The organism is Corallococcus aberystwythensis (assembly GCF_003612165.1).
Lineage (GTDB): Bacteria > Myxococcota > Myxococcia > Myxococcales > Myxococcaceae > Corallococcus > Corallococcus aberystwythensis.
Genome location: NZ_RAWK01000047.1, coordinates 18,399 through 43,948, shown reverse-complemented (window position 1 = coordinate 43,948; position 25,550 = coordinate 18,399). Strand labels below are relative to the sequence as shown.

Genomic DNA, 25,550 nt, shown 5'->3' with positions numbered 1-25,550 from the left:
GCCCCAGCCCACCCGTCTTGCGCGTGGTGCCGCTGTCTGCCTGGCGGAAGCGCTCGAAGACGTGGGGCAGGAAGGTCGCGGCGATGCCCTGGCCGGTGTCCTCCACGGTGAGCTCCACGGTGGAGTCGCGCCGAGCCACCACCAGCCGCACGTGACCGCCCCGGGGCGTGAACTTCACCGCGTTGGACAAGAGGTTCCACACCACCTGCTGGAGCCGGTGCGGATCTCCCATCACGCTGCTGGTGGTGTCCACCGTGGCCCGCACCTGGACGCCACGCGCGTCCGCCGCGGGCCGCACGGACTCGAGCGACTGCTGCACCACCGTGGACAGCTCCACCGGCGTCACGTCCAGCTTGAGCTTGCCGGACACGATGCGGCTGACGTCGAGCAGGTCCTCGATGAGCTGGCCCTGCGCGCGCGCGTTGCGCTCCATGGTCTCCAGCGCGCGCTCGCGGCGGGGCTCGGGCAGGTGGCCGGTGCGCAAGAGCTGTACCCACCCGAGGATGGCCGTGAGCGGCGTGCGCAGCTCATGGCTGATGGTGGCGAGGAACTCGTCCTTGAGCTGGTTGGCCTCCTCGGCCTCCTTGCGCGCGGCGCTCTCGCGGACGAGCAGGGCCTCTCGCTCATCCTCCGCCTGCTTGCGGTCGGAGATGTCGATGACGCTGCCGATGTAGCCCAGGAAGTGGCCCTCCGCGTCGATGCGGGGCGAGCCGGTGTCGACGGCCCAGCGGTAGTGGCCGTCCGCGCCGCGCAGCCGGTAGTCCAGGCGGAAGGCCCTGCGCGCGGCGTTGGAGTCCACGAAGATCCGCTTCGTGCGCTCCACGTCATCGGGGTGGACGGCGTCCAACCAGCCGAAGTCCAGGCCCGTGGCCTCGGTCTGACCGGTGAAGGCATACCAGCCCCGGTTCATGTAGGTCGTGGAGCCCTGTCCGTCCGTCACCCAGAGCATGACGGGGGCGTGGTCCGCCATGTTGCGGAAGCGGGCCTCGCTGTCGCGCAGGGCCTCCAGCAGGCGCTCGCGTTCGTGGGCCACGGCCTTCTGTTCGGTGATGTCGCGCGCGGCGGCGTAGATGAGGCCCAGCTCGGGCACGGGGCGCGCGGCCCACGCGAGCCACCGGTAGCGTCCGTCGCGGGTGCGGAAGCGGTTTTCGAAGCGCAGGGTGGGGATGCCCTGGGACAGCTTGCGCGACTCCTCGCGGGTGGACTCCTGGTCGTCGGGGTGGACCAAGTCCATGAACGGGTGCTGGTAGAGCTCCGCCTCGCTCCAGCCGAGCACCTGGACGAAGTACGCGTTCACGCGCTTGAAGTACCCGTCCATGCCCGCGACGCTGAACATGTCCGGGGACAGCTGGAAGAAGCGCTCGCGCTCCTCGGTCTCCGCGTGACGGCGCTCGGCGCTGTCGAACGCGAAGGGGATGGCGGCCTGGGCCAGCGAGCTGTCGAGGCAGGTGCACAGCACGCGCAGTTGCGGCAGCGTGACGTCCACGTCCTCGCGTCCGGCCCGCGCGAGGATGCAGTCGCGCAGGAGCGCGTATTCGCGCGTGAGCAGGGAGACGTCGACACCCAGGCGCAGGCGCTGGCGGCCGTGTGCTCCAGCGGCCTCGCTGTGGTGGAGCGGGGGGAGGCTGTCGGTGTCCTCCTCCGCTTCCACGAGCGAGGCGCGGAGCTCATCGAGGATGGGGGGCAGGGCGTCGACAATCTGCTCGCGTGACAGGCGCAGGGTGGCGAAGAGGGGCGACACCCGGGCGACCCAGTCGTCCACGAGCGCTTGACGGTCGGTGTCCAGCAGCTCGGCCAGGGACGCGGGGGACCTGCCCCTCATGGGCGTTGGCCCATCGGAGGAAGGGCCCCGCTCCTGTGTCCCCGGCGCAGTCATGAATTCTTAAGAGGTGCGGAGGCCCGGCGCGCATGGGCAGGGGCAGGAAGCACGGCGCTTCCCGCCTTGCCCGTTTGCTGGTCAGCCAGGAGCCGCGGACCGCTACAGCCCCAGGTACGTGAGCAGCGCGCCCAGGTCCGCGTCGGACAGGGCCTCCGTGCCGTAGAGCGGCATGTTGCCCCCTACGCCGAAGAACGGCCCGTGCCGCACCTTCTCGATGATGACCTGCGCGTGCGGGATGCCCGGGAAGAGCCGGTCGTAGTCCTGCGTCACCTCCGGCAGCACCGACGCCTGGTCCGTCAGCCGGCCTTCACCCGTGTGCGTCGCACCGTGGCAGCTCTGGCACGCCGCCTGGTACACCGCCTCGCCGCGCGTGGCATCGCCCCGGGGCACGTCCTGGATGTCCTTCACCACCGTGAACGGCAACGCGGGCGCCTGCGCGTCCGGGCTGATCCGCGACAGGTATTCGTACAGCGCGCGGGAGCGCGGATCCTCCGCCTCCAGCTTCGTGACCCCGCGCATGAAGTTCACGTAGCAGAAGTTCACCGCGTCCAGCAGGTGCGTCTCGTAACCGCCCCACCAGCTCGGCCGCGCCGCCACGTTGTACAGCGAGTGGCCCGAATCCATGCGCCCCGCCGGCACCTCCGGCGTCGTCACGTGGCACGTCGCGCACGAGAAGCGGTTGAACGTGCTCTCCGACAACCGCGCGTCCTGGAACAGCGCCTCCCCGAAGTCCGCCGCGGACCGGGGCTCCTCTTCGCCCCCACACCCGGCCAGCACCCCCACGAGCAGCGCCGTCACACCCTCGCGCAGCCCCCTCACGGCTTCCCCCGCAGCAGGCTCACCGAGTCCGGGAAGATGCCCATCTTCACCGTGGACACCACCGTGCCCTCCGCCAGGTCCACGACATGCAACGTGCCCGGGCCGATGTGGTCCCCTTCGCAGACCGCCAGCCCGTGGCGCTCGTCCGGCGTCAGCATGAATTGGTGCACGTTGAGGCAGCCCGCCTGCGACAGCGGCACCGTGCGCAGCACCGTGGACGCCGCCGCGTCGATGACCGCCACCGCGTCCTCCTGCTGATAGGGCAGGTACAGCGTGCGCCCATCCTGGGTGAACGCGCCGAACATGGGCGCGCCGCGCAGGTACACCGTGCGCTCCGGGTTCATCGTGCGTGTGCCGGGCTCCAGCACCTGCACCTGCTTGCTCGCCAGCGAGCTGACCCACACGTCCCCCGTCGTGGGCGACACCGTCAGCGCGTACGGCTGATGACGCGGATTCGTCGCCGTGCCCGAGCCCGCCGCCACCTTCACGCGCGTCACCGGTTTGCCCTCCGCCGCCAGGTCCACCACCGCGACCTCGTCCGACCAGCAGGCCACGTACGCCGTGCGCTCGTCCGCGGACAGGCGCACCGCGTGCGGCGCGGGACAGACCTTCACCCGCTCCTTCACCGTCATCGTCTCCGCGTCGAGGATGACCAGGCGCGCGACCATGTCCTCCTCCGGCCCGCCCTTCCGGGCCACGTCCGCGATGCGCAGCAGGTCGAAGTGCGTCTGGTACAGCGTGCGTCCGTCCGCGCTGACGATGACGTCCCCCGGGTTGCGGTCCACGCGGGCGGAGGCCACCAGCCGGTTGTCCTTCGCGCGCAGCTTCAGGCAGTAGCCGTCCGCCGTGCCCGTGCCGTGCGCACCGTGCGGTCCGGAGCCGCCACCGGGCACGTAGTTGGAGATGCCGACGTAGTAATAGTCGCCAGCGGGGGACACCGCCGTGTGGTGCGGCCCCTCCAGCTCCACCGGGTTGAGCCCCACCGGCACGCGCGCCAGCTCCCCCCAGCCCGGCGTGCCCAGCCCGTCCATCTCCAGCAGGCCCACGGAGTCATCCAGGCTGTTGGTGACGAGCAGCCGCCCGGAAGCTCCCGGAGGCGGCACCGCCGAGCCTCCCCGCGTCCACGGATTCGCATCCGCGTACGTCAGCGCGGGCACCTCCAGCGGGCCGTCCGCCCGGAGCTCGCCGTCGTTGCACGCGCCCAGGGCCAGCGCGCAGAGCCAGACGGCGCGCTTCACCGGGCCGCTCCCATCGTGATGGGCACCGCCGCTCCCAGCGAGTACGGCCCCTCCGTGATGCGGTTCTGCACGAGGTACGCGCTCACCACCTGCACCGACAGCGCCTTGCCCGCCGAGTCCTTCAGCGTCCGCCAGGAGCCGTCATCCAGTTGCCACTGCAACTCCGATGTCAACACCTGCGCGATGGGACACTCGCGCCCCTGCGCGAAGACCTTCACCCAGTACAGGTCGCCCGTGTACGGCGGCAGGTGGGCCTCCGCGGTGGGCAGCACCAGGTTCCCCAGCCACGCGAGCACCGAGCGCTTCGACTCGCGCGGGTGGCCCTCCAGCGCGGGCACCGTGCGGCCGGGCCGCTCCAGCGACGCGCGCAGCGGCGACGTCCACTGCCACACCGGCGCGGACTGATCCGTCCAGTACGCCTGCCCGGACTCGGGCGACATGAGCGTCACCGCGCGCGAGCTGTCCTGGGGCTGGTTCCGGGCATCCAGCAGCGTGCGCCACGCCTCGTCCGTGGCACCGCCCGCGTACAGCGGCTCGTCGCATTCGGTGGTCTGGGGCTCGTCATCGCCGTTGCACGCGCTCAGGGCCAGCAGTGCGACGGCGGCGGTGCTCCACGGCAGGGACGTCTTCAGCTTCATGGTCATGGGTCCTCGCGCCGCCGGCCGCGACGCCACAGGGGGAGAAGGAACAACGGAAGCAGTGTGCCCGCGGGCGCGGCGGCGCAGCCGGAGGACGGCTTGGGCTTCGGGTCGGCGGGCGTGCCCGCGTCCTCGGTGGGCCGCACGCCGGCATCCGGCACGCCCGCATCCGGCACGCCCGCGTCCGGGACGCCATCCGGGTAGAGCGGCGCGCCAATCGTCTCCGCGACCTGGGGCCAGCGCGACGGGCACAGCTCCCGCACGGGGGTGCCCACCGGACACTGATGGCTGCCCTGAATCTGCTCCAGGCTGAAGAGGGGCTCCCAGGTGGTGCCGTCGTCATGGCTGCGCGCCAGCGACCAGTCATGGAGCCACGGCGAGCCGCAGCCGTAGAGGACGTCTCCCACGCGCGTCACGCACGCGTTGCCGGTGGGCAGCTCCAGCTTGTTGAAGGCCCCGCCCTCCCGGCTGCGGAAGAAGGAGTTGTAGGTGGACACCCACGCGGTGCCGCCGTCGGCGGAGACGTCCATGTTGACGAAGACGTCATCGATGCCGGCGCCCGTGCGAGCGGTGAAGGTGCGCCCGCCGTCCGTGCTGTGGAGGATGTGCGTGGCGCCCTGCGCGGACACGCGCGCCCAGACGCCCTGCGCGTCCACCGGATCCGTGGCCGTCACCACGAAGTCGAACGGGCGCACCAGGTCCGGAAACGCCTGGGGCAATTCCTCCCATGTCTCGCCCGCGTCGTCGCTGCGGAACAGGTACATGCGCGCCGTGTCCGACGCGGACACGTAGAGCGTGCGCGGATCCGCCGTGGACACGCGCACGGCGGAGAAGAGGACCCCCGCGCGCTGGAGCGGCAGCGCCCGCCACGTCTCCCCGCCGTCCTCCGAACGGAACACCCCGTTCGTCGCCAGGGTGGAGCGGCCCGTGGCCACGTACAGCACCGCGTCATCCGTGGGGTGCACCGAGAGCCCCGTCACCCAGGTGTCCTTGAACGCCGGGTGCGACGCCCACGAACACGCGCCGTCCTTCGAGGACAGGAGCGCGTTGCCGGTGGCCGCCAGGATTTCTCCCGTCCCGCGCCAGACGAAGGACTCCGGGCGCCAGCCGCCATACCCCATGGCATCCGGACACACCCACCGCCACGTCCGCCCACTGTCGCGCGAGATGACCGCGCCGAACGTGGCCCCCACGAAGTAGTCCTCGGGGTGGCCCTTGCGCAGCGTGACGTTGGACGTCTCCGGCAGGCCCGCGTGCGCCCACGCCGCGCTCGAGCCCAGGAGGCCGGCCACCGCCGCCGCCCTCCAAACCCCCGTGATTCGTCGCTTTCGCATCCGGCGCTCCGGGGCAGACCTCATGGCCCCCCCACGATAACGCCCGGCCCGCGCCTGCATAGCGGTGCGTACGGCCTGCTCAGCAGCGGAGCAACCGCACGCTCAGGGCTCCCGTCACGGCTCCTGAGACGGCGGGCCCAGGAGGGTGAGGGTGGCGATGCCCACGTTCGCCGTGAGGCCCGACGGTTGGACGCAGGCCGCCAGCGTGGTGAGCGTGGGCACGGCGGTGACCAGGCGCACCCCGAGGCCCGCATGGCGCCCGGAGCCGATGGTCCCCTCGGACGTGAAGACCTGCATGGCACCATCCGCACGAGCCTCCACGCGGTCCAACCGCACGGAGGACTTCTCCCCGTTGGACCACGTCACCGTAGCGGTAGAGGCCCCTCCCGCATTGCCGATGCACGTCGCGCGCTTCAGGTGCAGGGTTTCCAACCCCACGGACGTCATCACCACGCCGTCGTTGACGGGGCAGCCGTTGAACTGGAGCGACTCGCGCTGGACCGTGTCCCGGGGGGTCGTGAGCAGCAGGCCGGGACGGTAGGCCAGCTGGAGCGACCCCGAGCACACCACCACCGGCGCCTCCCCCAGCGTCCGCGCTGCGTCCACCATCGACGCCGGCAGCTCCGCCTGCGCCAGCGCCTCCTCGCCCCACACCGCGTCATCCGCCGGGTCCGCGGCCCCTTCCGCCCCCGTGGCCTGGACCGGGGCCTCGGTCTGCACCGGCGCGGCGGCCGAATCCGGCGGCTCGGGCTCGTTGGCGCGCGCGACGCCCGACGCGAGCAGCAACAGGCAGCCTCCCCTCGCGAGGGTGGCCAGCGCGCGGTGCAGGTGGGACGACTCCAGGACCTTGAGAGAACGGAAAGGAACGGGACGAGACGTCATGGGGGAAGACACCTTGGGTAGGAGGCCCTGGGGAAGGGCTTCTTGAAGGTGGGGAATCCCTCTCAATCCAGACAGCCACCCTGAAGCGCAGGGTGATGACGGCCCCCAACCTCTCAGGTTCCGCGCATCCGATTCGAGCGGTGGACAGTGCGTCCAGGGCCTGCCCTATCTACCCGTGATGACTGGCTTTCCCTGTTTCAGGATGCTACGGAATCAGGAGCCCGGACCCCGGCGTGGACAGCCTCTGTCCGCCAGGGTGTCCGGGGGGAACGACAAGGCCGTGACTCCAGACGACTTGAATGCGAGCGACGTGGCCGTGGGCCCTGGTTCCAGCGTCACGCGCGGGGTGTGGGCGCGGGTGATGAAGGGCGCGGTGGTGGAGGCGGTGCGCGCCTACGAGGCGATGGGCGCGGGGCAGCGCGAGCGGGTCCTGGAGGAGGCGCTGGTGGTGCCCGCCGCCACGCGTGCCCAGCTGGTGGAGGTGCTGCGGCAGGCGCGCGACTTCGCGGGCGCGGCGCGGCTCCTGGAATCGGAGGGAGACGACGGGGGCGCGGCGCCGCTGTACGAACAGGCGGGCGCGCCGCTCCTGGCGGCGGAGGCGTGGCTGCGGGTGGGGGAGCAGGCCCGCGCGGCGGCGGCCTTCGAGCGGGCCGGTTCGCTGGAGCAGGCGCTGGCGCTGTACCAGGCGCTGGGCGCGCGCGAGTCGCTGGCGCACCTGTTGGGCCGCATGCACCGGCCCATGGAGGCGGCGCAGGTGTTCCGGGTGCTGGGCAACGCGCACGCGGAGCTGGAGATGCTGCGCGCGGTGCCCTCGGACGACGCGCAGCGGCCGGAGGCGGTGCTGCGCATGTGCGAGCTGCTGGACGCGGAGGGCGCGACGTGGCGCGCGCTGGTGCTCCTGGCGGACGGCATCAAGCACGCGACGGGGTCGGGGCTGCTGCTGCTCCAGGCGGAGCAGGCGCGGCTGCTCCAGCAGCTGGGGCTGGCGTCGGCGCCGGAGGGCGCGGCCGCGGCGGAGAAGGCGCCGCCGGTGGTGGATGGCTATGGCTATCTGAAAGCCATTCCCATCTTCGATGGTCTGTCTTTGGAGGACATGCGCGACCTCTACCGCCTGGCCCGGCCCATGCTGCTGCCGGCGGGGACGACGGTGCTGGAGAAGGGCGCGAAGGGAATGGGGCTGGTGGTCCTGCTGGAGGGCATGGTGAGCGTGTCCACCGGCCCGGGCCGGGACGCGCGCCAGCTCAACATGCTGGGGCCGGGGGCGTTCCTGGGGGAGATTTCACTCATCCTGGACGGCCCGGTGTCCGCGCACGTGCGCGCGCACACGGTGGTGCGGGCATTGCGCGTCACGCGGATGGACTTCCAATACTTCCTGGAGACGCACGAGGCCGCGGCCCTGCGCATCTACCGCCTCTTCACCCAGAGCCTGGCGGAGCGGGTGCGGGATTTGAGCAGCTGAAAGTCCCGGGTGTGACAGGGGACACCCCGCCGGGACCTCCGAACGGATGCGTGCGCGGCGCGGCTGGGTTACAGAGGCCCGCATGGCGGACTCCCCACACGCTCAGTCCCTGAAGGCCCAGGCCGCGACGTTCGCGGCCGAGGGGAAGCTGGAAGCGGCGCTGGCCGGCTACCAGGACGCCCTGCGCGCGTCGCCGGAGGACGCGGAGGTGCACCAGCGCGTCGCCGAGCTGCTCGAGTGGCTGGAGCGCACTCCGGAGGCCGCCCGCGCCTATGACGACGCGGCGCTCGCCTGGACCCGCGCGGGAGGGCTCTTGCGCGCGGTGGCCGCCACGGTGCTGTCGCGAGGCCTGCGCGGCGCCCGGCCCCAGACGGTGCGCACCCTGGCGGAGCGCTTCGCCCTGCCGCCGGGCGCGCTGGCGCCGACCTTCGCCTGGGTCCCTGACGGCAAGGACCCGGGCGTGCCCGTCCTGTCCGGCGTGGGGCGCGAGGCCTTCGTGGCGCTCGTGGAGGCGCTGGAGGTGCGCGCCTTCTGGCCGGCCCAGCGCGTGGTGGAGGAGGGGCAGCCGGGTGACTCCATGTTCGCGCTGGTGGAGGGTAGCGCGGAGGTGACGCGGCGGGTGGAGGGCAACGCGCGCCAGCTGGTGGCCACGCTGGGGCCGGGGGACTTCTTCGGCGAGGTGGCGCTGGTGTCCGAGGGGCCCAGGCTGGCCAGCGTGGAGGTGCGCGAGCGCTCCGTGCTGCTGGAGTTCAAGCGCTCCTCCCTGGACCGCGTGGGCGCGGCGCACCCGGAGGTGGAGTCAGCGGTGCAGGCCTTCTACCAGCGCCGGCTGGTGGAGAACCTACTGCGCACCAGCCCCCTGTTCACCAACCTGCCGCCCGCGCTGAAGCAGGCCATGTCGCGCGAGTTCGACCTGCGCGTCGTCCCCGCGGGACAGGTGCTCCTCACGCAAGGCCAGCCGGGTGACGCCTTCTACCTGCTCTTGCGCGGCCAGGTGCAGCTGTCGCTGGAGCAGCCGGGCCGCATCCTGTTGCTGCCGGAGCTGCGCGAAGGCGACGTGTTCGGGGAAATCTCCCTGCTGCTGGACAAGCCCGTGTCCGCGACGGTGCGCACGAAGACGCCGTGCGTGGTGCTGCGCCTGGAGCGCGCCGCCTTCGAGCGGCACGTCGTGAGCCAGCCCGGCCTCAAGGGCCAGCTCATGCGCATGGGCACGGAGCGCCTCCAGCAGACCGCGAAGGCGCTGTTCGTCTAGGCCGCGTCAGGAGGCTTCAGGCTTCCGGGTCCAGCTGCACGGGGTGCTCGCGCAGCCAGTCCTGGGCGCGGCGGATCCGCCAGGCGCCGGCCGCGCGGCCTTCCTTCTCCAGCAGCTGACGGTACGGCTCCAGCTGCTCCGGCGTCCACGCGGGCAGGGCCTTCAGGTCCGCGAGCGCCACCATCTCCTCCGCGCTGCGTCCTCGCGCCTCCTGCCGCGCGGTGAGCAGCGCCGCCAGCACCAGCCGCGCGGGCTCCGCCTCGAAGGCGATGGCCGCGTCGGTGAGCCACTCGCGCGTGGGCTCGTCCGCCGCCGGGTCCTTCGCCCCCGCGCGCATCCGCTCCAGCATCCCCTCCAGGAACTCCGCGTCCACCGCGCCCTTCACCGCGCGCAAGAGCCCCGCGATGACCGCCCGCCGGCCCTCCGGGTCCTTGGGCTGGGACTTCATCGCGCGCAGGGGCTCCCACAGCACGCAGGTGAGCCACAGCTCCTCCTCCGGGGAGAAGACGGACGGCGTGGCGGGGTCGCGCAGCTTCGCCTCCACCCGCTGCGCGCGCTCCTTCGCCTCGCGCGAGATGCGCTCCACCAGCGCGGGGTCCGCCTGCACGTGCTTCACCAGCGCGTCCAGCTCGCCCGCTTCCGCCTTGCGCAGGGCCTCCGAGGCCTCGGGCGTGAGGGACTCCTGCTCCTCCATGCTCGCGATCAGCGACTCGTACTTGCGCACCACCTCCGCGTGCTTCTGGCTCCACTCGCGGAACTGCACGTCGAAGACGACGTCCAGCACCGGGTTGTCCTCCGGCCGCACCTTGCCCGTCTTCTTCGCCGCCGTGGCCAGCAGCGCGCCCACGCACAGCGCCCGCCGCTCCTCCGGCGTGCGCCCGCCCTTGGCCGCCTGCGCGAGCAGCCCCGCGCCCAACTTCTCCTGGAAGCCGCGCGTGCCCAGCTCCCGCACCACGCCCACGCGCAAGCTGTTGCGCGCCGCCATGGCGTCCAGGCCCTCTTGCGCGGCCAGCTTCGCGAGCGCCTGGCCCACGTGGTCGCTGAAGGCCTTGTCGTCGTATCTCAGCCCCGGCTGGGGCCCGGCGGCCTGGAGCAGCACGCCCAGGTGCTCCAGCGCCTGCGACAGGCGGGACACGTCCGCGTCACCCAGGAGCGCCATGGCGGCCTCCAGGTCCTGCTTCAGCGGGTGGGCGGGGGCGGAGGGAGGAGGCGCGGCTTTCGCGCGGTCCTCGGCGGCGTGACAGGCCTTGTACTTCTTCCCGCTGCCACAGGGGCACGGGTCGTTGCGGCCGGGCTTGGAAGGGCTCACGGCCCGGCACCGTAAGCGAAAGCGCCCGGCCCTTCCACGAACGGAAGGAGCCGGGCGCCCCGGTGCTTCAGGAACGGTTCAGCGGGTTACTGGGGGCTGAAGCCCAGCGTCAGGCCGAACACGTGCGCGGAACCGGCGTACGTGCCGGGCATGCCCGGAGCCGTGCTGTTCTTGTCCGCCAGCGCGACGAACTGGTAGCCCAGGTCCGCGCGGAACGGCCGGAACTGGTAGCCCACGCCCGCCGTCACCTTGATGCGGTTGGCGTCCGGCAGGTCCGGCGTCAGCGTGCTGTTGGGGCTGGGGGACGGGTCGTACACGAAGCCCGCGCGAACCTGCAGGGCCTCCGTCACGCCGTACTCCGCGCCCAGCGCGTACTTCCACTTCGCGTGCCAGCGCTTGGGGATGGGGTTGTCGATGGCCGGGTTCTCGAAGCGGATGGCCAGCTCCGCGAACGAGGACCAGTCCACCCAGCTCGCGTCGAACGCCAGCAGCAGGTTGTTCAGGGGCCGGTACGCCAGGCCCGCCGTCACGGTGGACGGCAGGGTGACGTCCGCGCGCGCGGCCTGGTCCGTCAGCCGGCTCTGGAACTCCACGGGGATGTTCTGGAAGTCCGCCTGGCCCTTGAACTCGATGTCCACGGCGCTGCGGTAGTGGAGGCCCATGTCCAGGTTGTCCAGCACCTTGGCCTGCACGCCGATGTTGAAGCCGGAGCCCCAGTCCGCGCCGCCCAGGTGGACGGCGCCCTCGCTGTTCACGAAGTCCAGCCCACGCGTCAGCTCGATGGTGGCCCGGGCGATGTCCAGACCCGCGCCGAAGCGGAAGCGCGGGTGCAGCTCATACGCGAACGACGGGTTGATGTAGTACGTCGCCAGCGAGGACTCGTAGCCGCGGAAGCGGCCGCTGAAGCCCTCTTCCCAGCGGCTGCGCGCGCCGTACGGCGTGAACACGCCCACGCCGAACGCCGCCTTCTCGAACGGCTTGTAGACGATGAACAGGTGCGGAGGAGGCGACAGCGTGGTGCGCTGCCCTTCCGCCTCCATGCCCGGCCGCTGGAACGTGATGCTGGGCAGGATGCCCGTGTCGCCCAGCGTGATGTCCAGCGTCTTCACGCCGACCATGTTGGCCACGTTGTAATAGATGGAGGACGAGTCCTCCAGCCATGCCGTGGCCGCGCCGCCCGCGCCGGTGGCGCGCGCGCCCTGGGTGTCAATCTGGAAGCCCGCGGCCTGGCTGGTACCAGCCGCCAGGATTGCCACGAGGGAGAGTGTCTTTTTCATGGGTGTCTGATTCCTCTCTCAGTGGTTCGCGTTACTGCGCCACGGCGCCGGTCGCCAGGAAGCCGATGATCTGGTCCTGGGCCGCGTCGCGCACCGTCTGCGGGATCTGCGGGTTGTTGAGGAACGCGTGACGGCCGGCCGCCGGGATGGCGCCAATGACGGCCTCCGGGAACATGTACGTGGCCACCGTGCGAGGCGCGTCCGCGCGGTTGGCCGCGTTGATGAGCGCCTGCGTGTTCGCGTTCGGGATGACCTGGTCGCCCTCGATGTACTGGATGAACGCGCGGTGCACCTTCGCGTCCGTGCCGGCCGCCGCGTTGTTCTCCAGCAGGTACGCGTAGTTGCGCGCGTCCGCCGGGTCCAGGATGGTGTTCGCCAAGCTGATGAACGTGTCGAACGTCGGGGTGCCCGGGTTGACGCCCGCGGAGGCGAGCGAGCCCAGGAACGCGGTGCGCTGCGCCGCGAAGGCGGGCGAGGTCAGCAGCACGCCGGCCAGGTTGCCACCGGCCACGTTGAGCACCGAGCGGCGCACGCGCGGGGACACCGCGGTGGACATGGTGCCCAGGATGCCGCCGAGGCTCTGGCCCACGTAGTCCACCTGGGCCGCGTTCAGCTGCGCGCCCACGGCCGTGGACAGATCCTGGCTGGCCAGCACGCGCAGGAACTGGCTGAAGTCCACCACGTGGTGGCGGAAGTTGTCGCGCGTGGTGAACAGGTTGCCCAGGTTCAGGAAGTTCCAGCCGGAGATGGCCGGGACGCCCTGCGCGTTGCGCAGGAAGTCACCGCCCTCGCACTTGCTGTCCGCCATGCACTGGCCCTGCGAGATGTTGGCGCAGTACGTGTCGGCCGGCACGCCGTCCGGGAGCGCGGCGGCGGCGCAGCTCGCGCGGCCCGCATCCGTGCGCGCCACGCAGCGGCCGTAGGACAGGCTGGCGGGGCTGTTCTCGCAGCGCTGGGTCTGGGGGCTGGCGCACGCGGCGTCGTCGCCCACCGGGTTCGGCGTGGGGAGCACCGCGGCGGAGCCCACGCAGCTGGTGCGCTCACCGTGGTAGGCGGCGTCCATCGCGACCACCGCGTAGCCCGCGCCGGCCATCTTGTTGGCCACGCCGAGCACCGCGGTGCGGTTGCTGGTCAGGCCGTGGCCGAACACCAGCACCGGCCAGCCGCCAGCGGGCGCCGTGCCGTTGGGCACGAACAGCATGAACGGGTAGCGGGTGGGGCGCGGCTCGGCGGGGTTGAGCGTGCCGAAGGGGCCCGTGAGCAGCCACGGCGTGTTGGCCCGCACCTCGTAGACCGCGTTGATGTTGCCGGAATCGAACCCGGCCGCGGTCATCGCCCCCGTCACCTGCGGCGTGATGGGGAAGACGGAGCTGGGCGCCGAGGGCGTCCCGAACGCCGCGGGCAGCGCGTACAGCTGCTGCAGGATGGACGTGGTGCTCTGGGTGGTGAACGTCCAGCCCAGGGCGACCTTGGAGCGCGGCAGGCCCGCGGCCGCCAGCGCGTCGAAGTACGGCTTGTGCGCCGCGCGCACCGGCTCCAGCGCCTGCGCCAGACCGTCCGGCACGGAGGAGATGGTGCTCTTGCCGTTGACGAACACGGGGTTCGCCAGGCGCATCAGCGCGAACGCCGTGGCCGGGGCGACGTTGCGGCCCTGGGTGTCCTTCAGGTCCGTGGTCAGCGCCGCACCGTACTGGGTGGCGCCATCCAGCGGCGCCTTCGGGACGATCTGCAGCTGCTGGGGCACGGGCACGACGCCCGCGGCGCCCACGCTGGTGCCGCAGTCACCGGTGTTGTTCACCAGGCAGGGCACCACGTCCGGCTTGGTGCCCTTGTCCAGGTTGGACAGCTTGAAGAACTTCACGCCCGCGGCCAGCGACGACGGATCCACCGTGGGAACCGGACCGTCCGCCGCCTCGCGGAACATCGTGCCGTCCAGCACGCCCTGCGCATCGCCGTTCTCCGCGACGATGGCGCCCGTGGTGGAGAAGCCGTCCAGGGTGTTGAGGCCCGTGAACAGGTCCTGCTGCAGGCCCGGCGTCGTCGGGACGGGGAAGTTCAGGTGCGCCGGCGCGGTCTTGGTGGCCGGCGTGCGCAGCAGGTCGTTGGGGAAGGGGATGATGGTCGGAACGCGCGCGTTGGCCGACAGGTTGATGGTGGCCTCCGGCTGGTTGACGATGCTGAACGTCCACACCAGCACGACGTCCTCGCGCTTGATGCCCTTGGCGACCAGGCCCTCGATGATGGGCGCGTAGCCACGGCGCAGCTGCTCCAGCTGCAGGGCGCTGGCGGTCTGGTCCGCCAGGCGCTTGGCCGCGTCCGTCTCCGTGGAGGGGATGATCTCCGTGGCCGGGGCGCAGTCCGGCGAGGTCAGGTCCTCGCAGGTGACCAGCGGCTTGGGGGAGCTGGCGAAGGCCCACGTGGCGGACCCGATGATGGGGTGGCCAGAGGTCGTCTTCAGGCCGTTCTCACCGCCGATGAGCGCCACCGCGTAGCGGCCGCCCTTCGGCCACGCCGGCAGGCCGGTGTTCGGATCCACCGGGGGGATGAGGTTGATGAGGTCCGTGTCCTCGTTGTACGCGATGGTCGGCGTCACCGGCTTCTTCGCCAGCGGCGTGCCCGCGTACAGGTCGATGAAGACGACCGTGCGCGTGTTCACCGTGAACGCGTCCAGGTCCTTCACCTTGGTGTTGGCGATGGCGGACGTCGGGAAGCCGTTGAGCGAGTTCAGGTAGTCGCGCGTGAACTCCTGCTCCGCCGCGGACGCCGTCGGGTTGATGGGCGCGTTCACCAAGCCCGTGGCCCGATTGATGGCCAGGTCGTTGGGGGAGGGGACCACGGCGGGAGAACCCGTGGGATCGAACTCCGCCAGGCCAACGTTCGTATTCGGAGCGTCCTGCGCGATTTCAGGCGTGCAGGCAACAGCTCCCAGGGCCATGGCCCCGAGGAACAACTGTTTCTTCATGGTGGGAATCCCCTCCAGCCCAAGGTGAACTGCTGGAAACAATGCAGTGAGTAGCACGCCCTCCCCTGGTCACAAAGTGAGAGGGATTGACGCGGCGAGTCAGCTGGGAACGCGGCTACGCTGCCGCCCCATGAGACGACTGCTGGCAGTGTTGGTGATGACCGTGGCGATGGGCGCGAGCGCGGAGGAGGCCGGAGGCCTGACGTGGAGTGCACCCGCGGAGTGGGCCGCCCAGCCCGCGCGGCCCATGCGCGCGGCGACCTACAAGGTGCCCGCGGCGAAGGGAGACACGGAAGACGCGGAACTGGCTGTCTTCTACTTCGGACAGGGGCAGGGCGGCGCGGTGGACGCGAACGTGAAGCGCTGGGTGGCGCAGTTCCAGAAGCCTGATGGGAAGCCCCTGGAGGACAAGGACGCGAAGACGAAGCAGGAGAAGGTGAACGGGCTGCCCGTCACGACGGTGGAGGTGAAGGGCACGTACGCGGGCGGTGGCCCCATGATGGGACCGGCCGCGCCCAAGCCGAACTTCAAGCTGCGCGGCGCCATCGTGGAGGGGCCGGAGGGCGCCCTCTTCTACAAGCTCACTGGGCCGGAGAAGACGGTGAACGGCGCGGAGAAGGGCTTCCGCAAGATGGTGGAGTCGGTGAAGCCGGCGGCGAAGAAGTAGGGGGACGGGCGGATCCGCGGGGGCTTCCGGAGCGCTGCGGGAAGGCCGTCGCGGACGTCGGCAAGCGGATTGCTAAGGCCTCCGGCACACGGCGCCCGAACGCCGAGCACCGGAGGCCTCACGTGTCGATGTGCCGCAGCCCTGAGTTCCAGAACCTCATCTCCCGCGCCATCACCCTGTTCCCGGAGGACACCGTCCTGGGAGCGCTCCAGCAGATGTACCGCCACGGCGTGCACATGCTGCCCGTGGTGGAGGGGCGTGGCGGCAACCTGCTGGGCGAGGTGACCGAGGACGAGCTGCACCGCGTGGCCCGCCGCCGCCCGCTGGCCCGGCTGGCTGAAATTCTGACCGTCAAGGCGCTGGCGGCGCCGGAAGAAACGACCGTGGAGACGGCCGCCCCGCTGCGGCTGGCGGCCACCAGCGGCTGGCTGCACTGAAGGCCTTCGCGGGGCCATCCGTCGCGGGGGAGGGGAAGCCCGGTGGCCTGTCCGGCTGACCGCTGGTTGACACCCGCCCTTGCCGAATGGGCCGACAGCCAACACCTCCTCGTGTGACTGGCGGCTGTCTGACGACTCGTACTGGCGGGCGGGCTGCAATCCCGGAAGGAGGTCAACAGCCTGTTGGCGGTGCCCCCGGCTTTCCGTCGAGGGCGAGGAGGCGGGTCATGAAGGCAGTGGCGATCATCCTGGCGGCGGGCAAGGCCCGGCGGATGTCCCACCCCAAGGCGCTCATCGAGCACGAGGGAGGCAAGAGCTTCCTTCAGTCGCTGGCGTCCACCTTCGGGAAGGCGGGGTGCGGGGTGCTGGGCGTGGTGGGCAGCGACGAGGAGATGGTGCGAGATCAGCACCCGAGTCTGGAGCTGGTGACGAGCAGGGACTGGGAGAAGAGCCTGCTGGCGTCGGTGAAGGCCGGGCTGGAGGCGGCCCTGACCGAGGACGCGGACGTGATGCTGCTGCACCCGGTGGACATGCCGGCGCTGCGCGTCACCACCGTGAAGTCCATGCTCAAGGACATGGAGCGCGGCGGCACGGAGGGCGTCCTGGCCATCCGGCCGGAGTACGACAACGCCACGGGCTGGCCGGTGGTGCTGTCCAAGGCCGCGGCGCGCAAGCTGTTCGAGGCGGAGGGCGAGGACCTGGAGGCGGCGCTCAAGACGCTCAACCCGCGCCGCCTGAACGTGAAGGACCCCGGCGTCATCGTGAACGTCAACACGCCGGAGATCTACGGGCGCGTCTTCAGCACGGAAGTGAAGCTGGCCCCGCCGCCCAAGCGGCGCATGAAGCGCACGGGCGCGTCCAACGGCTCCGGGGCGGACACCACCCCGACGTCCTACGCGGCGTCGTCGGAGGAGTAGCCCTTCGACGCGGGAGCGCTCCCGGGGGCGCGGATCAGGGACCCCGGGAGTTTTTACTTCAGGCCGCCGGCCTTCAGAACGACAGGCCCAGGCCCAGGTAGGGACCGGAGAACAGGTCCGCGTGCACCACGCCGTCCAGGTGGCCGCCGTCGTTGAGGTACAGGGTGCGCCAGCCACCGCGCAGGTTGAGGGCGCCCAGGTGCAGCGCCAGGCCGGCCTGCATGTCCACCTGGCGGTGCGGGAAGGGCACCACCTGGATGCGCGCCTCGATGTCGAAGGGCGACGGGCCGATGCACGCCTCCAGCGACGCGGCGAGGCTGGGGCCCACGAAGATGGCGTCCGGCGCGTGCGCGCTGGCGATGCCGGCCTCCATGCGGAAGCGGCCGCGCTCGCTGGACCAGGGCGAGAGGGTCAGGTGCGCGTCCAGCAGCGTCAGCCGGTCCGTGGCGTCCGAGCCGTCGTCCGCGTTGAGCGCGATGCCGCTCACGCGCGCGTCCATGCCCCAGCGCTGGCCGTCCAGGGCCATGAAGAGGTCCAGCGCGCCTCCGGTGTCGCCGAAGCTGTCGCCCTGCAGGTTCAGGTGCACCAGCGGCGCGGGCCTGGGCGCGCGGGCTGCCCGGGGCGCCGTCACGCGCGCGCGGCGGTGGTAGCTGGCCGGGCCGCTGATGAAGAGGACGTCGAACCAGCCCACGCCGACGCCGGAGGCGCGCACGCTGGAGCGCACGGGCGCGTCCGGCGAGTGGCGGCCCACCGGGGTGGCGCGGTGCTCCTTCTTGCCGTCGTTGTCGCCGGAGTCCTTCGAGTCGGAGGTGCTCGGCTTGGAGCGCTTGCCGAAGCGGGCCTCGGCGGGCGAGGACCCCAGCAGGACGGTGACGGCGAGCGCGGCACACAGCGTCTTCCAGAAGCCCACGGCGACCTCTCCTCTTCATGGGCCCACGGGATGGGCCGCGCGCATCAGGACGCCTGCTCGCCCGGAATATTCAACCCCTATCACCCCGGAGGAGACCAGCGCCCCCGGGGTGGGGGACGGTGTCCGGAAGGGGGCATGTGCACCCCTGGACACGCGGGCGTCCTAGAAGACGAAGCCGGCGCCCGCATAGGGGCCCACGAAGCGGTCCACGTGCTGGATGCCGTCCACCTGGCCCGCGTCGTCCAGGATGAGCCCGCGCACGCCGCCGCGCAGGTTGAGGGCGCCCAGGTGCAGCGCGAGGCCCGCGCTCGCGTCCAGCTGCCGGTAGGTGCCGGCGGTGCCCTGCACGCGCGCCTCCAGGTCCAGCGGGCCCACCACGCAGACCTCCAGGGACGTGGCGAGGCTGGGGCCCACGAATAGGACGTCCGGTGCGTGGGCGGTGGAGACGCCGCCCTCGAAGCGCCAGCGCATGCGGTCGGTGGACAGGGCCGCCCAGGTCAGGTGCATGGACACCAGGCGGAGGTCGTCCGTGCCGGCCGTGCCGTCGTCGGTGGGCAGCGTCAGCTGCGTGCCCTGCACGACGATGCCCAGCGCTTCGCCTTCGATGCCCAGGAAGACGTCCCCGGCGGTGCCGCCGCCCATGGCGCCGACGTTGAGGCCCATGCGCACGTCCAGCGGCGGCGCGGCGCGCTGCTCGCGGACGGCCATGGAGGGCCCCGGGTCGGAGGCCTCCACGGCGATGGTGAGCAGCTCCGCGGCCGCGAGGACCGCGTCACCGTGGATGCGCGCGGAGTACGAAGGCCGGCTGCGCGCGGGCGCGCTGTAGCAGCAGTCGTCGTCGCGCGAGGGCGCCGGGCGGCTGGGCGCTTCGTCGCGCGAACCGGAGCGGATGGGCGTCGCGGCGTGGACCTTGGAGCCGCCCTTGTCGTCGTCCTTCTTGCTGTCGGAGGTGTCCGGCGACTTCTTGCCGAAGCGGGCCTCCGCGGCGGGCGCGGCCAGGAGGAGGCCGGCGGCGAAGGTGGCGCACAGCGCGGGGCGGAAGGTGGACACGGGAGGCTCCGGGGCAAGGGCGGGGAGAAGCCCTCCGCACCCCTGACGTGGAGCGGGGCGGTTCTATTCACTCCGGCCCGCGCGTCAGCGGTGCGCGCTCGCCTTGGCCTTGGCCTTCGCCTGACGCTTCGTGGGCCGGGACGGCGGCTCCGTGCGGGCCACGGCCGCGCTCTCCGGCGTCACCGGCGTGGGGAACACGCGCAGGGTGACGCGCCGGTTGCTGGCGCGGTGGGGCGGGCTGTCGTTGGGGACGCGCGGCCGGTACGCGGCGTGGCCCGTGGCGCTCAGGCGCTCCGGGGCCAGTGCTTCGCGCTCGCCCAGCTGGCGCACCACCGCCACGGCCCGCGAGGCGGACAGCTCCCACGCGGTGGTCGCGGGGCCGCCGGGCGCGGGAGGGAGCACCTCGTCGGTGTGGGCCTCCACCGCCACGCGGTGGTCGGCGAGCGCACCCCGCAGCACCGCCGCGGCCTGCTTCAACACGCCAGCGCCCTCCTGCGTGAGCGCCGTGCCCGCGGGGGCGAAGAGGAGCCGCTCGGACACGTCCACGCGCAGGGCGTCGTCCTCCAGGGACAGGGTGACGTCACCCGCCTTGAGCGGGTCCTTCAGCGTCCTGCCCAGCGTCTCGAGCGCCGCCTCGCGCCGCGTGTGCTGCGCCTCCATGTTCTTCGCCTGGAGCTCCGCCGCCGCGCCGCCCCACTCCTGCGCCTGCTGCTGCCGCTCCAGCGCGCGCAGCCTGCGCTCCATGGCCTGCCGCAGCGTCTGCAATTGCGCCACGTGGGCCTCGGACTCGGTGGCCTCGCGCTCCAGCTGCGCGCTCCGGGCCTCCAGCGCCTGGAGCGAGCGCGAGCCCAGCCACGCGCCCGTGGAGGCCACCGCCACCGCGACGGCCAGCAGCCCCCAGGGCAGCCACCGCCAGCGGCCGAGCGCTGCTGTCGTTCGCGCGTCGTCCATGGCCTTCAAGGGTAATGGCCCCCCGGGTGTGGGCGGCAAGGCGGCGCCGTGCGACATGCGCCCGCCTGCTCTACCCCGGTGCCGTCCCGGACGGTTTCTTCCACCGGGGCAGGCGCAGCACGAAGCGCGAGCCGGGCCCGCCGTCCGTCGGCGCCTCCACGAACAGGTCGCCGCCGTGCGCGCGGGCGAGCTGCCGGGAGATGTAGAGGCCCAGGCCCAGGCTCGCGCGCGCGTGCGCGCCGGTGTTGCGCGTGAAGCGCTCGAAGACGCGCTCGCGTGCCTCCGGGGGGATGCCCGGGCCCCAGTCCCGCACGGCGATGACGGCCGTGTCTCCGTCGCGCTCCACGTTCAGCTCCACCGGCAGGCCCGGCGCGTACTTCATGGCGTTGGTGAGCAGGTTCATCAGCACCTGCTCCACGCGCGGCCGGTCCGCCAGCGCCACCACCGGCGTGTCCGCGTGCACCACCGCCACGCAGCCCGCGGTGGCCAGCGCCTCCTCCATCCGCGCCACCAGCGCGTGCACCAGCGCGGTCAGCTCCACCGGGCCCAATTCCAGCGCCATCTGCCCCGTGCCCAGCCGCGCCACGTCGAACAGGTGCGTCACCAGCCGCGTCAGCCGGTCCGCCTGCCGCAGCGCCCCCTGGAGCCCCTGGCCCAGCCGCTCGGATTCGTCCAACGCCAGCTTGTCCACCGTGCGCTGCAGCGACGACAGCTGCAGGTGCAGCGCGGACAGGGGCGTGCGCAGTTCGTGCGTCGCCACCGCCACGAACTCGTCGCGCGCGGCCACGGCCTGCTCCGCCTGCCGGTACAGCCGCGCGTTGTCCACCGCCAGCGCCGCGCGCCAGGCCAGGTCCTCCAGCTGGGACAGGTCCCGTGTGCTGAAGCGCCGAGCGGAGGAACACGTCGCCGCGCTCACGATGCCCAGCGTGCGCCCGCGCGCCATCAGCGGGACGACCATCACCGAGCGCGGGCTCAGCCGCTCCAGGATGTTCCGGTGCGCGTCGTTGACGGCGAAGGCGCGCATGGCGGCCTCGTCCACCTCGCTCACCAGCTCCGAGCGCCCCGTCTCCAGCACCCGGCGCAGGAGGGTGTCGGCGCCGGGGGACGGCGCGTAGGGCATGGACCTCTCCAACTGGGCCTGGAGCTCGTCGCTGCGGGCGCGGCGCTCCACGCGCTCCAGGTGCTCGCCGTCCTCGCCCAGCATGTCCACCAGGCAGTAGTCCGCCAGCTGCGCCACCACCAGCTCCGCCACGTTGCGCACGGTGGTGCGCCAGTCCAGGGACGTGGCCAGCTGCGTGGTCGCGTCCGTGAGGAAGCGCAGGTGGTCCTCCATGCGGCGCTGCTCGGTGATTTCGCGCACTACGCCGCCCACGCCCAACAGCTCCATGCCGGAGCGCACGGGGAAGTACGTGGCCAGGAAGGTGCGCGGCTCCGGGCCCTTCACGTACTCCACCGGGTCGTCCACCACGGCCTCCTCCGACTCCAGCACCTCGCGCAGCAGGTCCTCGATGGGGCCGCCCGCCTGGCCCATCAATTCGCGGGGCGTGAGGCCCAGGTGCCGCTCCAGGGGGATGCCGTTGTTCTCCGCGACGACCTTGTTGAGCCGCACGTAGCGCAGGTCCTGGTTCACGAAGCCCATGCCCACCGGCGACGCGGCGAAGAAGGCCTCCAGCATGGCCGCGGACGCGTCGCGCTCGCGCAGGGCCTCACGGGCCTCGCGGTACAGCCGGGCGCTCTCCACCGCCAGGGCCGCGCGGCGCGCGAACTCCGTGGCGTACCCCAGGTCGCGCCGGGTGTAGCGGCGCGCGGGGGACGCGGAGACCAGGTTGATGATGCCAAAGCGCCGCCGGCCCACCGCCAGGGGCAGCAGCATGGAGGAGCGCGGCGCCAGCTGCTCCAGCAACTGGCGGTGCTCGGGCGAGAGGGCCACCGCGTCCAGCCATTCGGGCGTGATGTCCGCGACGAGCACGGGCTTGCCCCGCGTGAGCACCTGAGCGAGCGGCGAGCCCGAGCCGGCCTGCGGCGGAAAGCCCAGCGTCTGGTCCAGCAGCCCCTGGCGCCGCGGGTCCTTCGCGCTGAGCGCCAGCCGGTGCAGCGCGCCGTCGGGGCCCAGCACGTCCACCATGCAGTAGTCCGCCCACTCCAGCGTGGCCAGCCGCGCCACGGCCTTGAGCGTCGTCTCCCAGTCCAGCGACTCGGCGAGCAGCCGGGAGGCCTCGCTGACGAAGAACTCCGCGCGCTCGGTGGCCTTGCGCTCGGTGATGTCCACGTTGATGTTCACCGCGCCCACGAGCCGGCCCTCGCCCGCGTACAGCGGCGCGGAGGAGTTGAGGATGGTGCGGCGCGCGCCGTCCCTCCCGACGATGTCCACCTCCTCGTTGGAGAAGGTCTGCCGGCTCTTCAGCGTGCGCGCCACGGCCCACTCCTCGCCGCGCAGCCGCTTGCCGGTGCCGGGCCAGTACGCCTCGAAGCCGCCGAAGTTCTCCAGCCGCATCCCCGCCAGTGCCACCTGGCCCCACAGCGCGCTGGCGGCGGCGTTGGCCGCGAGCAGGCGTCCCGCCGTGTCCACGATGACGACGCCCACGGGCAGGAGCTGCAGCACCGTGCGCAGCCACTCCTGCGGCACGGGTGTGGACTCCGCCAGAAAGGTGCCAGTCGGCTCGGACATGAGCGCGGAGCCCCCCTCCCCCGCAGGACGTCTTAGGGTGGGGGTGGCGACGATGGGGGACCACCCGACCCGGGGAGGAGCCGGGTTTCCGGGAGTTGGCACCCGGCTCCACCCGGAGGCAGGGCAGGGGGCTTGATTCGCAGCGGCCGACGGGGCGTCATTCGGGGCTTTCGTTCACGGCCGTGTTCCCCACGGCCGCGCTTCGTTTCAAGGACCGGTGGATGGGAATCGCGTGCGTGGTGCTGGACTTCGATGGGACCTTCACGGACGTGCTGGCGGAGGGCGAGCCCTTCCTGAGGCACTTCCAGGACGCGCTGTACGGGGTGCTGGGGCAGGACGCGTCCCAGGCGTGGGCCGAGGAGGTCGCGGCGCTGCACGAGGGCGTGGACCAGTACGGCTGGGAGGTGGCGGGGCGCATCGTGGCGCCGGCCACCGCGGACCCCTACCTGACGGCCACCTGCACCGCGCACCGGCTGCTCAAGCGCTACGGCAAGGGGGATGACGAGGCGGTGCGCACGGACACGGTGCAGACGCTGTACCGGGACGCGTACCGGCACTCGGCCACGGCCTTCAAGGCGGAGGCGAAGGAGGTGCTGGAGGCGCTGCTCGCCACGGGCCTGCCCGTGTCCGTGGTGACCAACGCGCACACGGAGCTGGTGGAGGCGAAGCTGGACAAGCTGGCCCCCCAGGGCCGCGAGCGGCTGAAGGTCTTCGGCGACGCGCGCAAGTTCCAGCTGGAGGACACGCAGCCCCAGGATGCCCGCTTCGACGCGCTGCCGGAGGCGCTGCACCTGGACGGCGTGCTGGGCCGGCCGGTGTACCTGCGGCGCGGGCGCTACTTCTCCGCGCTCAAGCGCATCTGGGACGCCACGCACACGGGCCCGGAGTCCACGCTCGTCGCGGGCGACATCTTCGAACTGGACCTGGCCATGCCCGCCGCGCTGGGCGCGCACGTGCAGCTGGTGGAGCGCGCCAACGTGATGCCCTACGAGCGCGCCGCGGTGGAGCGCCTGGGCGTGCGGGGCAGCGCGGACAAGAGCCTGCGCGCCATCCTGCCCCGGCTGCGCTGAAGCAGGGCGCCAGACGAAAAGCCCCGCCTCCCAGCTGAAGGGAGGACGGGGCATTCGTTGCAGCAGACGCGCGTGGGGCGCGAAGCTTTAGACCTTGGCGCCCGGGGTCGCCTGGAACAGGTCGTTGAACTCGGTGAACGCCTTGTTGATGTTCGCCTTGATGTCGGCGGTCAGCTCGCGCTTGGCGACGATGTCCTGGACGATGTTCGGGTACTTGCTGTCCACGAACTCCAGCATCTCCTTCATCCAGCGGACCACGTCACCCACCGGCACCTGGCGGATCCACCCGCGCTTGCCGGCGTCGTCCTTGTTCGTCGCGGCGTAGATCTGGATGACCTGACGCTCGACGGACAGGGGCTCGTACTGGCCCTGCTTGAGCAGCTCCACCATGCGCGCGCCGCGCGCCAGCGTCTCCTGCGTGGCCTTGTCCAGGTCGGAGCCGAACTGGGCGAAGGCGGCCAGCTCGCGGTACTGCGCCAGCTCCAGCTTCATGGAGCCCGCGACCTGCTTCATGGCCTTGATCTGCGCCGCGGAACCCACGCGCGACACGGAGAGGCCCACGTTGATGGCCGGGCGGACGCCGGAGAAGAACAGGTCCGTCTCCAGGAAGATCTGCCCGTCGGTGATGGAGATGACGTTCGTCGGGATGTAGGCGGACACGTCACCCGCCTGCGTCTCGATGATGGGGAGCGCCGTGAGGGAGCCCGCGCCCTCCTCGTCGGACAGCTTGGCGGCGCGCTCCAGCAGGCGGCTGTGGATGTAGAACACGTCGCCGGGGTACGCCTCGCGGCCCGGCGGGCGGCGCAGGAGCAGGGACAGCTGGCGGTACGCCACGGCCTGCTTGGAGAGGTCGTCGTACACGATGAGGCCGTGCATCTTGTTGTCGCGGAAGTACTCGCCGATGGCGACGCCCGCGTACGGCGCGAAGTACTGCATGGGCGCCGGGTCGGACGCGTTCGCGGCGACGACCACCGTGTACTCCATGGCGCCGTGCTTGGTCAGCTTCTCCACCACCTGCGCGACGGTGGACTGCTTCTGCCCGATGGCGACGTAGATGCAGTAAACGCCCAGGCCCTTCTGGTTGATGATGGCGTCCACCGCGACGGCCGTCTTGCCCGTCTGGCGGTCACCGATGATGAGCTCGCGCTGACCGCGGCCCACCGGCACCAGCGCGTCCAGCGCCTTGATGCCCGTCTGCAGGGGCTCGTGCACGGACTTGCGCTTCACGATGCCGGGCGCCTTCACCTCCAGGCGGCGCTGCTCGGTGGACTCGATGGGACCCTTGCCGTCCACCGGCTGGCCCAGCGCGTTCACCACGCGGCCCAGCAGGCCCTTGCCCACCGGCACGGAGGCGATCTGCCCGGTGCGCTTCACGGTGTCACCCTCGCGGATGCCCTTGAAGTCACCCATGATGGCGATGCCGACGTTGTCCTCTTCCAGGTTGAGGACCAGGCCCTGCACGCCGTTGGTGAACTCCACCAGCTCGCCGGCGAGCGCGCCCTCCAGGCCGTACACGCGGGCGATACCGTCGCCCACGGACAGCACGGAGCCGGTCTCGGCGACGGTGACCTTCTTGCCGTAGTCCTTGATCTGCTCCCGGATGATTCTGCTGATCTCGTCGGCGCGGATTTCCATGGGCGTCTAGCGTCCTTGCGGAGGGGGCGGCCTGGAGGAACGGGGTGGGCCGCCACGAAGCTTGATGTACCGGGTGGCCCCCTATCACGGCCGCCGGTCCCATCGCAACGCACCACGCACCCGCGACTTCCCCCACCCCCGCACCCCTTTATCGCGCACGTAAGCCGGTGGCCCGGACGGGACGGGCCCCGCCCGC

The 25,550-nt window shown here is 71.9% G+C and carries 20 protein-coding genes; 6 read left to right on the top strand and 14 right to left on the bottom strand.

Annotation, left to right across the window (positions count from 1 at the left end; translation table 11 throughout):
* From D7W81_RS10155 to D7W81_RS42295, 6 genes are all read right to left on the bottom strand, one after another.
* Nucleotides 1-1,822, bottom strand: a 1,822-nt coding sequence (locus D7W81_RS10155) for a PAS domain S-box protein (RefSeq protein WP_120555143.1), incomplete at its 3' end; no start/stop codon positions are given.
* A gap of 156 nt (nt 1,823-1,978) precedes the next feature.
* Entirely contained in the window at nt 1,979-2,698 is a 720-nt protein-coding gene (locus tag D7W81_RS10150; RefSeq protein ID WP_120555142.1) for a c-type cytochrome, read from the bottom strand.
* Complete coding sequence (locus D7W81_RS10145) at nt 2,695-3,936, bottom strand: YncE family protein (RefSeq protein WP_120555141.1); 1,242 nt, start codon at nt 3,934-3,936, stop codon at nt 2,695-2,697. The genes D7W81_RS10150 and D7W81_RS10145 overlap by 4 nt, the downstream gene beginning before the upstream one ends.
* Nucleotides 3,933-4,574 carry a hypothetical protein gene (locus tag D7W81_RS10140; protein WP_120555140.1) on the bottom strand — a complete coding sequence of 214 codons (642 nt, stop codon included), beginning with the start codon at nt 4,572-4,574 and terminating at the stop codon, nt 3,933-3,935. The genes D7W81_RS10145 and D7W81_RS10140 overlap by 4 nt, the downstream gene beginning before the upstream one ends.
* Before the next feature lie 2 nt (nt 4,575-4,576).
* Nucleotides 4,577-5,866 (bottom strand): WD40/YVTN/BNR-like repeat-containing protein, encoded by a 1,290-nt coding sequence (locus tag D7W81_RS10135; protein ID WP_244227115.1) that lies wholly within the window; start codon nt 5,864-5,866, stop codon nt 4,577-4,579.
* A gap of 156 nt (nt 5,867-6,022) precedes the next feature.
* A complete protein-coding gene (locus D7W81_RS42295) occupies nt 6,023-6,790 on the bottom strand; it encodes a hypothetical protein (protein ID WP_158621530.1) in 768 nt (255 codons plus the stop codon).
* Between the two features lie 244 nt (nt 6,791-7,034).
* Here D7W81_RS42295 and D7W81_RS44060 point away from each other — a divergent pair, with 244 nt between their 5' ends.
* Nucleotides 7,035-8,249, top strand: coding sequence for a cyclic nucleotide-binding domain-containing protein (locus tag D7W81_RS44060; RefSeq protein WP_120555145.1), 1,215 nt, complete (start codon nt 7,035-7,037; stop codon nt 8,247-8,249).
* Between the two features lie 82 nt (nt 8,250-8,331).
* On the top strand, nt 8,332-9,501 hold the full coding sequence (locus D7W81_RS10125) for a cyclic nucleotide-binding domain-containing protein (protein ID WP_120555138.1): 1,170 nt from the start codon (nt 8,332-8,334) through the stop codon (nt 9,499-9,501).
* A gap of 16 nt (nt 9,502-9,517) precedes the next feature.
* On the opposite strand, the gene D7W81_RS10120 is transcribed toward D7W81_RS10125, so the two are convergent.
* From D7W81_RS10120 to D7W81_RS10110, 3 genes are all read right to left on the bottom strand, one after another.
* A complete protein-coding gene (locus D7W81_RS10120) occupies nt 9,518-10,810 on the bottom strand; it encodes a YecA family protein (RefSeq protein ID WP_120555137.1) in 1,293 nt (430 codons plus the stop codon).
* Between the two features lie 86 nt (nt 10,811-10,896).
* Nucleotides 10,897-12,087: an OmpP1/FadL family transporter gene (locus D7W81_RS10115; protein ID WP_120555136.1), complete on the bottom strand. Its 1,191-nt coding sequence runs from the start codon at nt 12,085-12,087 to the stop codon at nt 10,897-10,899.
* 31 nt (nt 12,088-12,118) lie between these two features.
* On the bottom strand, nt 12,119-15,049 hold the full coding sequence (locus D7W81_RS10110; protein ID WP_120555135.1) for a hypothetical protein: 2,931 nt from the start codon (nt 15,047-15,049) through the stop codon (nt 12,119-12,121).
* Between the two features lie 130 nt (nt 15,050-15,179).
* On the opposite strand from D7W81_RS10110, the gene D7W81_RS10105 reads away from it, so the two are divergent.
* The 3 genes from D7W81_RS10105 to D7W81_RS10095 all read left to right on the top strand — a co-directional run bounded on the left by D7W81_RS10105 (nt 15,180) and on the right by D7W81_RS10095 (nt 17,070).
* A complete protein-coding gene (locus D7W81_RS10105; protein ID WP_208721248.1) occupies nt 15,180-15,716 on the top strand; it encodes a hypothetical protein in 537 nt (178 codons plus the stop codon).
* Between the two features lie 128 nt (nt 15,717-15,844).
* Nucleotides 15,845-16,153, top strand: a complete 309-nt coding sequence (locus D7W81_RS10100; protein ID WP_120555133.1) for a CBS domain-containing protein — start codon at nt 15,845-15,847, stop codon at nt 16,151-16,153.
* Between the two features lie 227 nt (nt 16,154-16,380).
* Entirely contained in the window at nt 16,381-17,070 is a 690-nt protein-coding gene (locus tag D7W81_RS10095; protein ID WP_120555132.1) for a nucleotidyltransferase family protein, read from the top strand.
* 73 nt (nt 17,071-17,143) lie between these two features.
* On the opposite strand, the gene D7W81_RS10090 is transcribed toward D7W81_RS10095, so the two are convergent.
* The 4 genes from D7W81_RS10090 to D7W81_RS10075 all read right to left on the bottom strand — a co-directional run bounded on the left by D7W81_RS10090 (nt 17,144) and on the right by D7W81_RS10075 (nt 22,649).
* A complete protein-coding gene (locus D7W81_RS10090; RefSeq protein ID WP_120555131.1) occupies nt 17,144-17,980 on the bottom strand; it encodes a hypothetical protein in 837 nt (278 codons plus the stop codon).
* Between the two features lie 162 nt (nt 17,981-18,142).
* Nucleotides 18,143-19,030 (bottom strand): hypothetical protein, encoded by an 888-nt coding sequence (locus D7W81_RS10085; protein WP_120555130.1) that lies wholly within the window; start codon nt 19,028-19,030, stop codon nt 18,143-18,145.
* 84 nt (nt 19,031-19,114) lie between these two features.
* Nucleotides 19,115-19,981 carry an OmpA/MotB family protein gene (locus D7W81_RS10080; protein ID WP_120555129.1) on the bottom strand — a complete coding sequence of 289 codons (867 nt, stop codon included), beginning with the start codon at nt 19,979-19,981 and terminating at the stop codon, nt 19,115-19,117.
* A 70-nt stretch (nt 19,982-20,051) separates the two neighbouring features.
* Nucleotides 20,052-22,649 carry a sensor histidine kinase gene (locus tag D7W81_RS10075; RefSeq protein WP_120555128.1) on the bottom strand — a complete coding sequence of 866 codons (2,598 nt, stop codon included), beginning with the start codon at nt 22,647-22,649 and terminating at the stop codon, nt 20,052-20,054.
* Nucleotides 22,650-22,870: 221 nt separating this feature from the next.
* On the opposite strand from D7W81_RS10075, the gene D7W81_RS10070 reads away from it, so the two are divergent.
* Complete coding sequence (locus D7W81_RS10070; RefSeq protein ID WP_120555127.1) at nt 22,871-23,719, top strand: HAD family hydrolase; 849 nt, start codon at nt 22,871-22,873, stop codon at nt 23,717-23,719.
* Between the two features lie 87 nt (nt 23,720-23,806).
* Here the strand turns inward: D7W81_RS10070 and atpA are convergent, their stop codons facing one another.
* Nucleotides 23,807-25,354 carry a F0F1 ATP synthase subunit alpha gene (atpA, locus tag D7W81_RS10065; protein ID WP_120555126.1) on the bottom strand — a complete coding sequence of 516 codons (1,548 nt, stop codon included), beginning with the start codon at nt 25,352-25,354 and terminating at the stop codon, nt 23,807-23,809.
* Between the last annotated feature and the right edge of the window lie 196 nt (nt 25,355-25,550).

Excerpts from the sequence above, each read along its gene's own strand:
- D7W81_RS10140 (WP_120555140.1), bottom strand. The coding sequence starts at position 4,574 with ATGAAGCTGAAGACGTCCCTGCCGTGGAGCACCGCCGCCGTCGCACTG.
- D7W81_RS42295 (WP_158621530.1), bottom strand. The coding sequence starts at position 6,790 with ATGACGTCTCGTCCCGTTCCTTTCCGTTCTCTCAAGGTCCTGGAGTCG.
- D7W81_RS10125 (WP_120555138.1), top strand. The coding sequence starts at position 8,332 with ATGGCGGACTCCCCACACGCTCAGTCCCTGAAGGCCCAGGCCGCGACG.
- D7W81_RS10115 (WP_120555136.1), bottom strand. The coding sequence starts at position 12,087 with ATGAAAAAGACACTCTCCCTCGTGGCAATCCTGGCGGCTGGTACCAGC.
- D7W81_RS10110 (WP_120555135.1), bottom strand. The coding sequence starts at position 15,049 with ATGAAGAAACAGTTGTTCCTCGGGGCCATGGCCCTGGGAGCTGTTGCC.
- D7W81_RS10105 (WP_208721248.1), top strand. The coding sequence starts at position 15,180 with ATGAGACGACTGCTGGCAGTGTTGGTGATGACCGTGGCGATGGGCGCG.
- D7W81_RS10100 (WP_120555133.1), top strand. The coding sequence starts at position 15,845 with ATGTGCCGCAGCCCTGAGTTCCAGAACCTCATCTCCCGCGCCATCACC.
- D7W81_RS10095 (WP_120555132.1), top strand. The coding sequence starts at position 16,381 with ATGAAGGCAGTGGCGATCATCCTGGCGGCGGGCAAGGCCCGGCGGATG.
- D7W81_RS10080 (WP_120555129.1), bottom strand. The coding sequence starts at position 19,981 with ATGGACGACGCGCGAACGACAGCAGCGCTCGGCCGCTGGCGGTGGCTG.
- D7W81_RS10075 (WP_120555128.1), bottom strand. The coding sequence starts at position 22,649 with ATGTCCGAGCCGACTGGCACCTTTCTGGCGGAGTCCACACCCGTGCCG.
- D7W81_RS10070 (WP_120555127.1), top strand. The coding sequence starts at position 22,871 with ATGGGAATCGCGTGCGTGGTGCTGGACTTCGATGGGACCTTCACGGAC.
- atpA (WP_120555126.1), bottom strand. The coding sequence starts at position 25,354 with ATGGAAATCCGCGCCGACGAGATCAGCAGAATCATCCGGGAGCAGATC.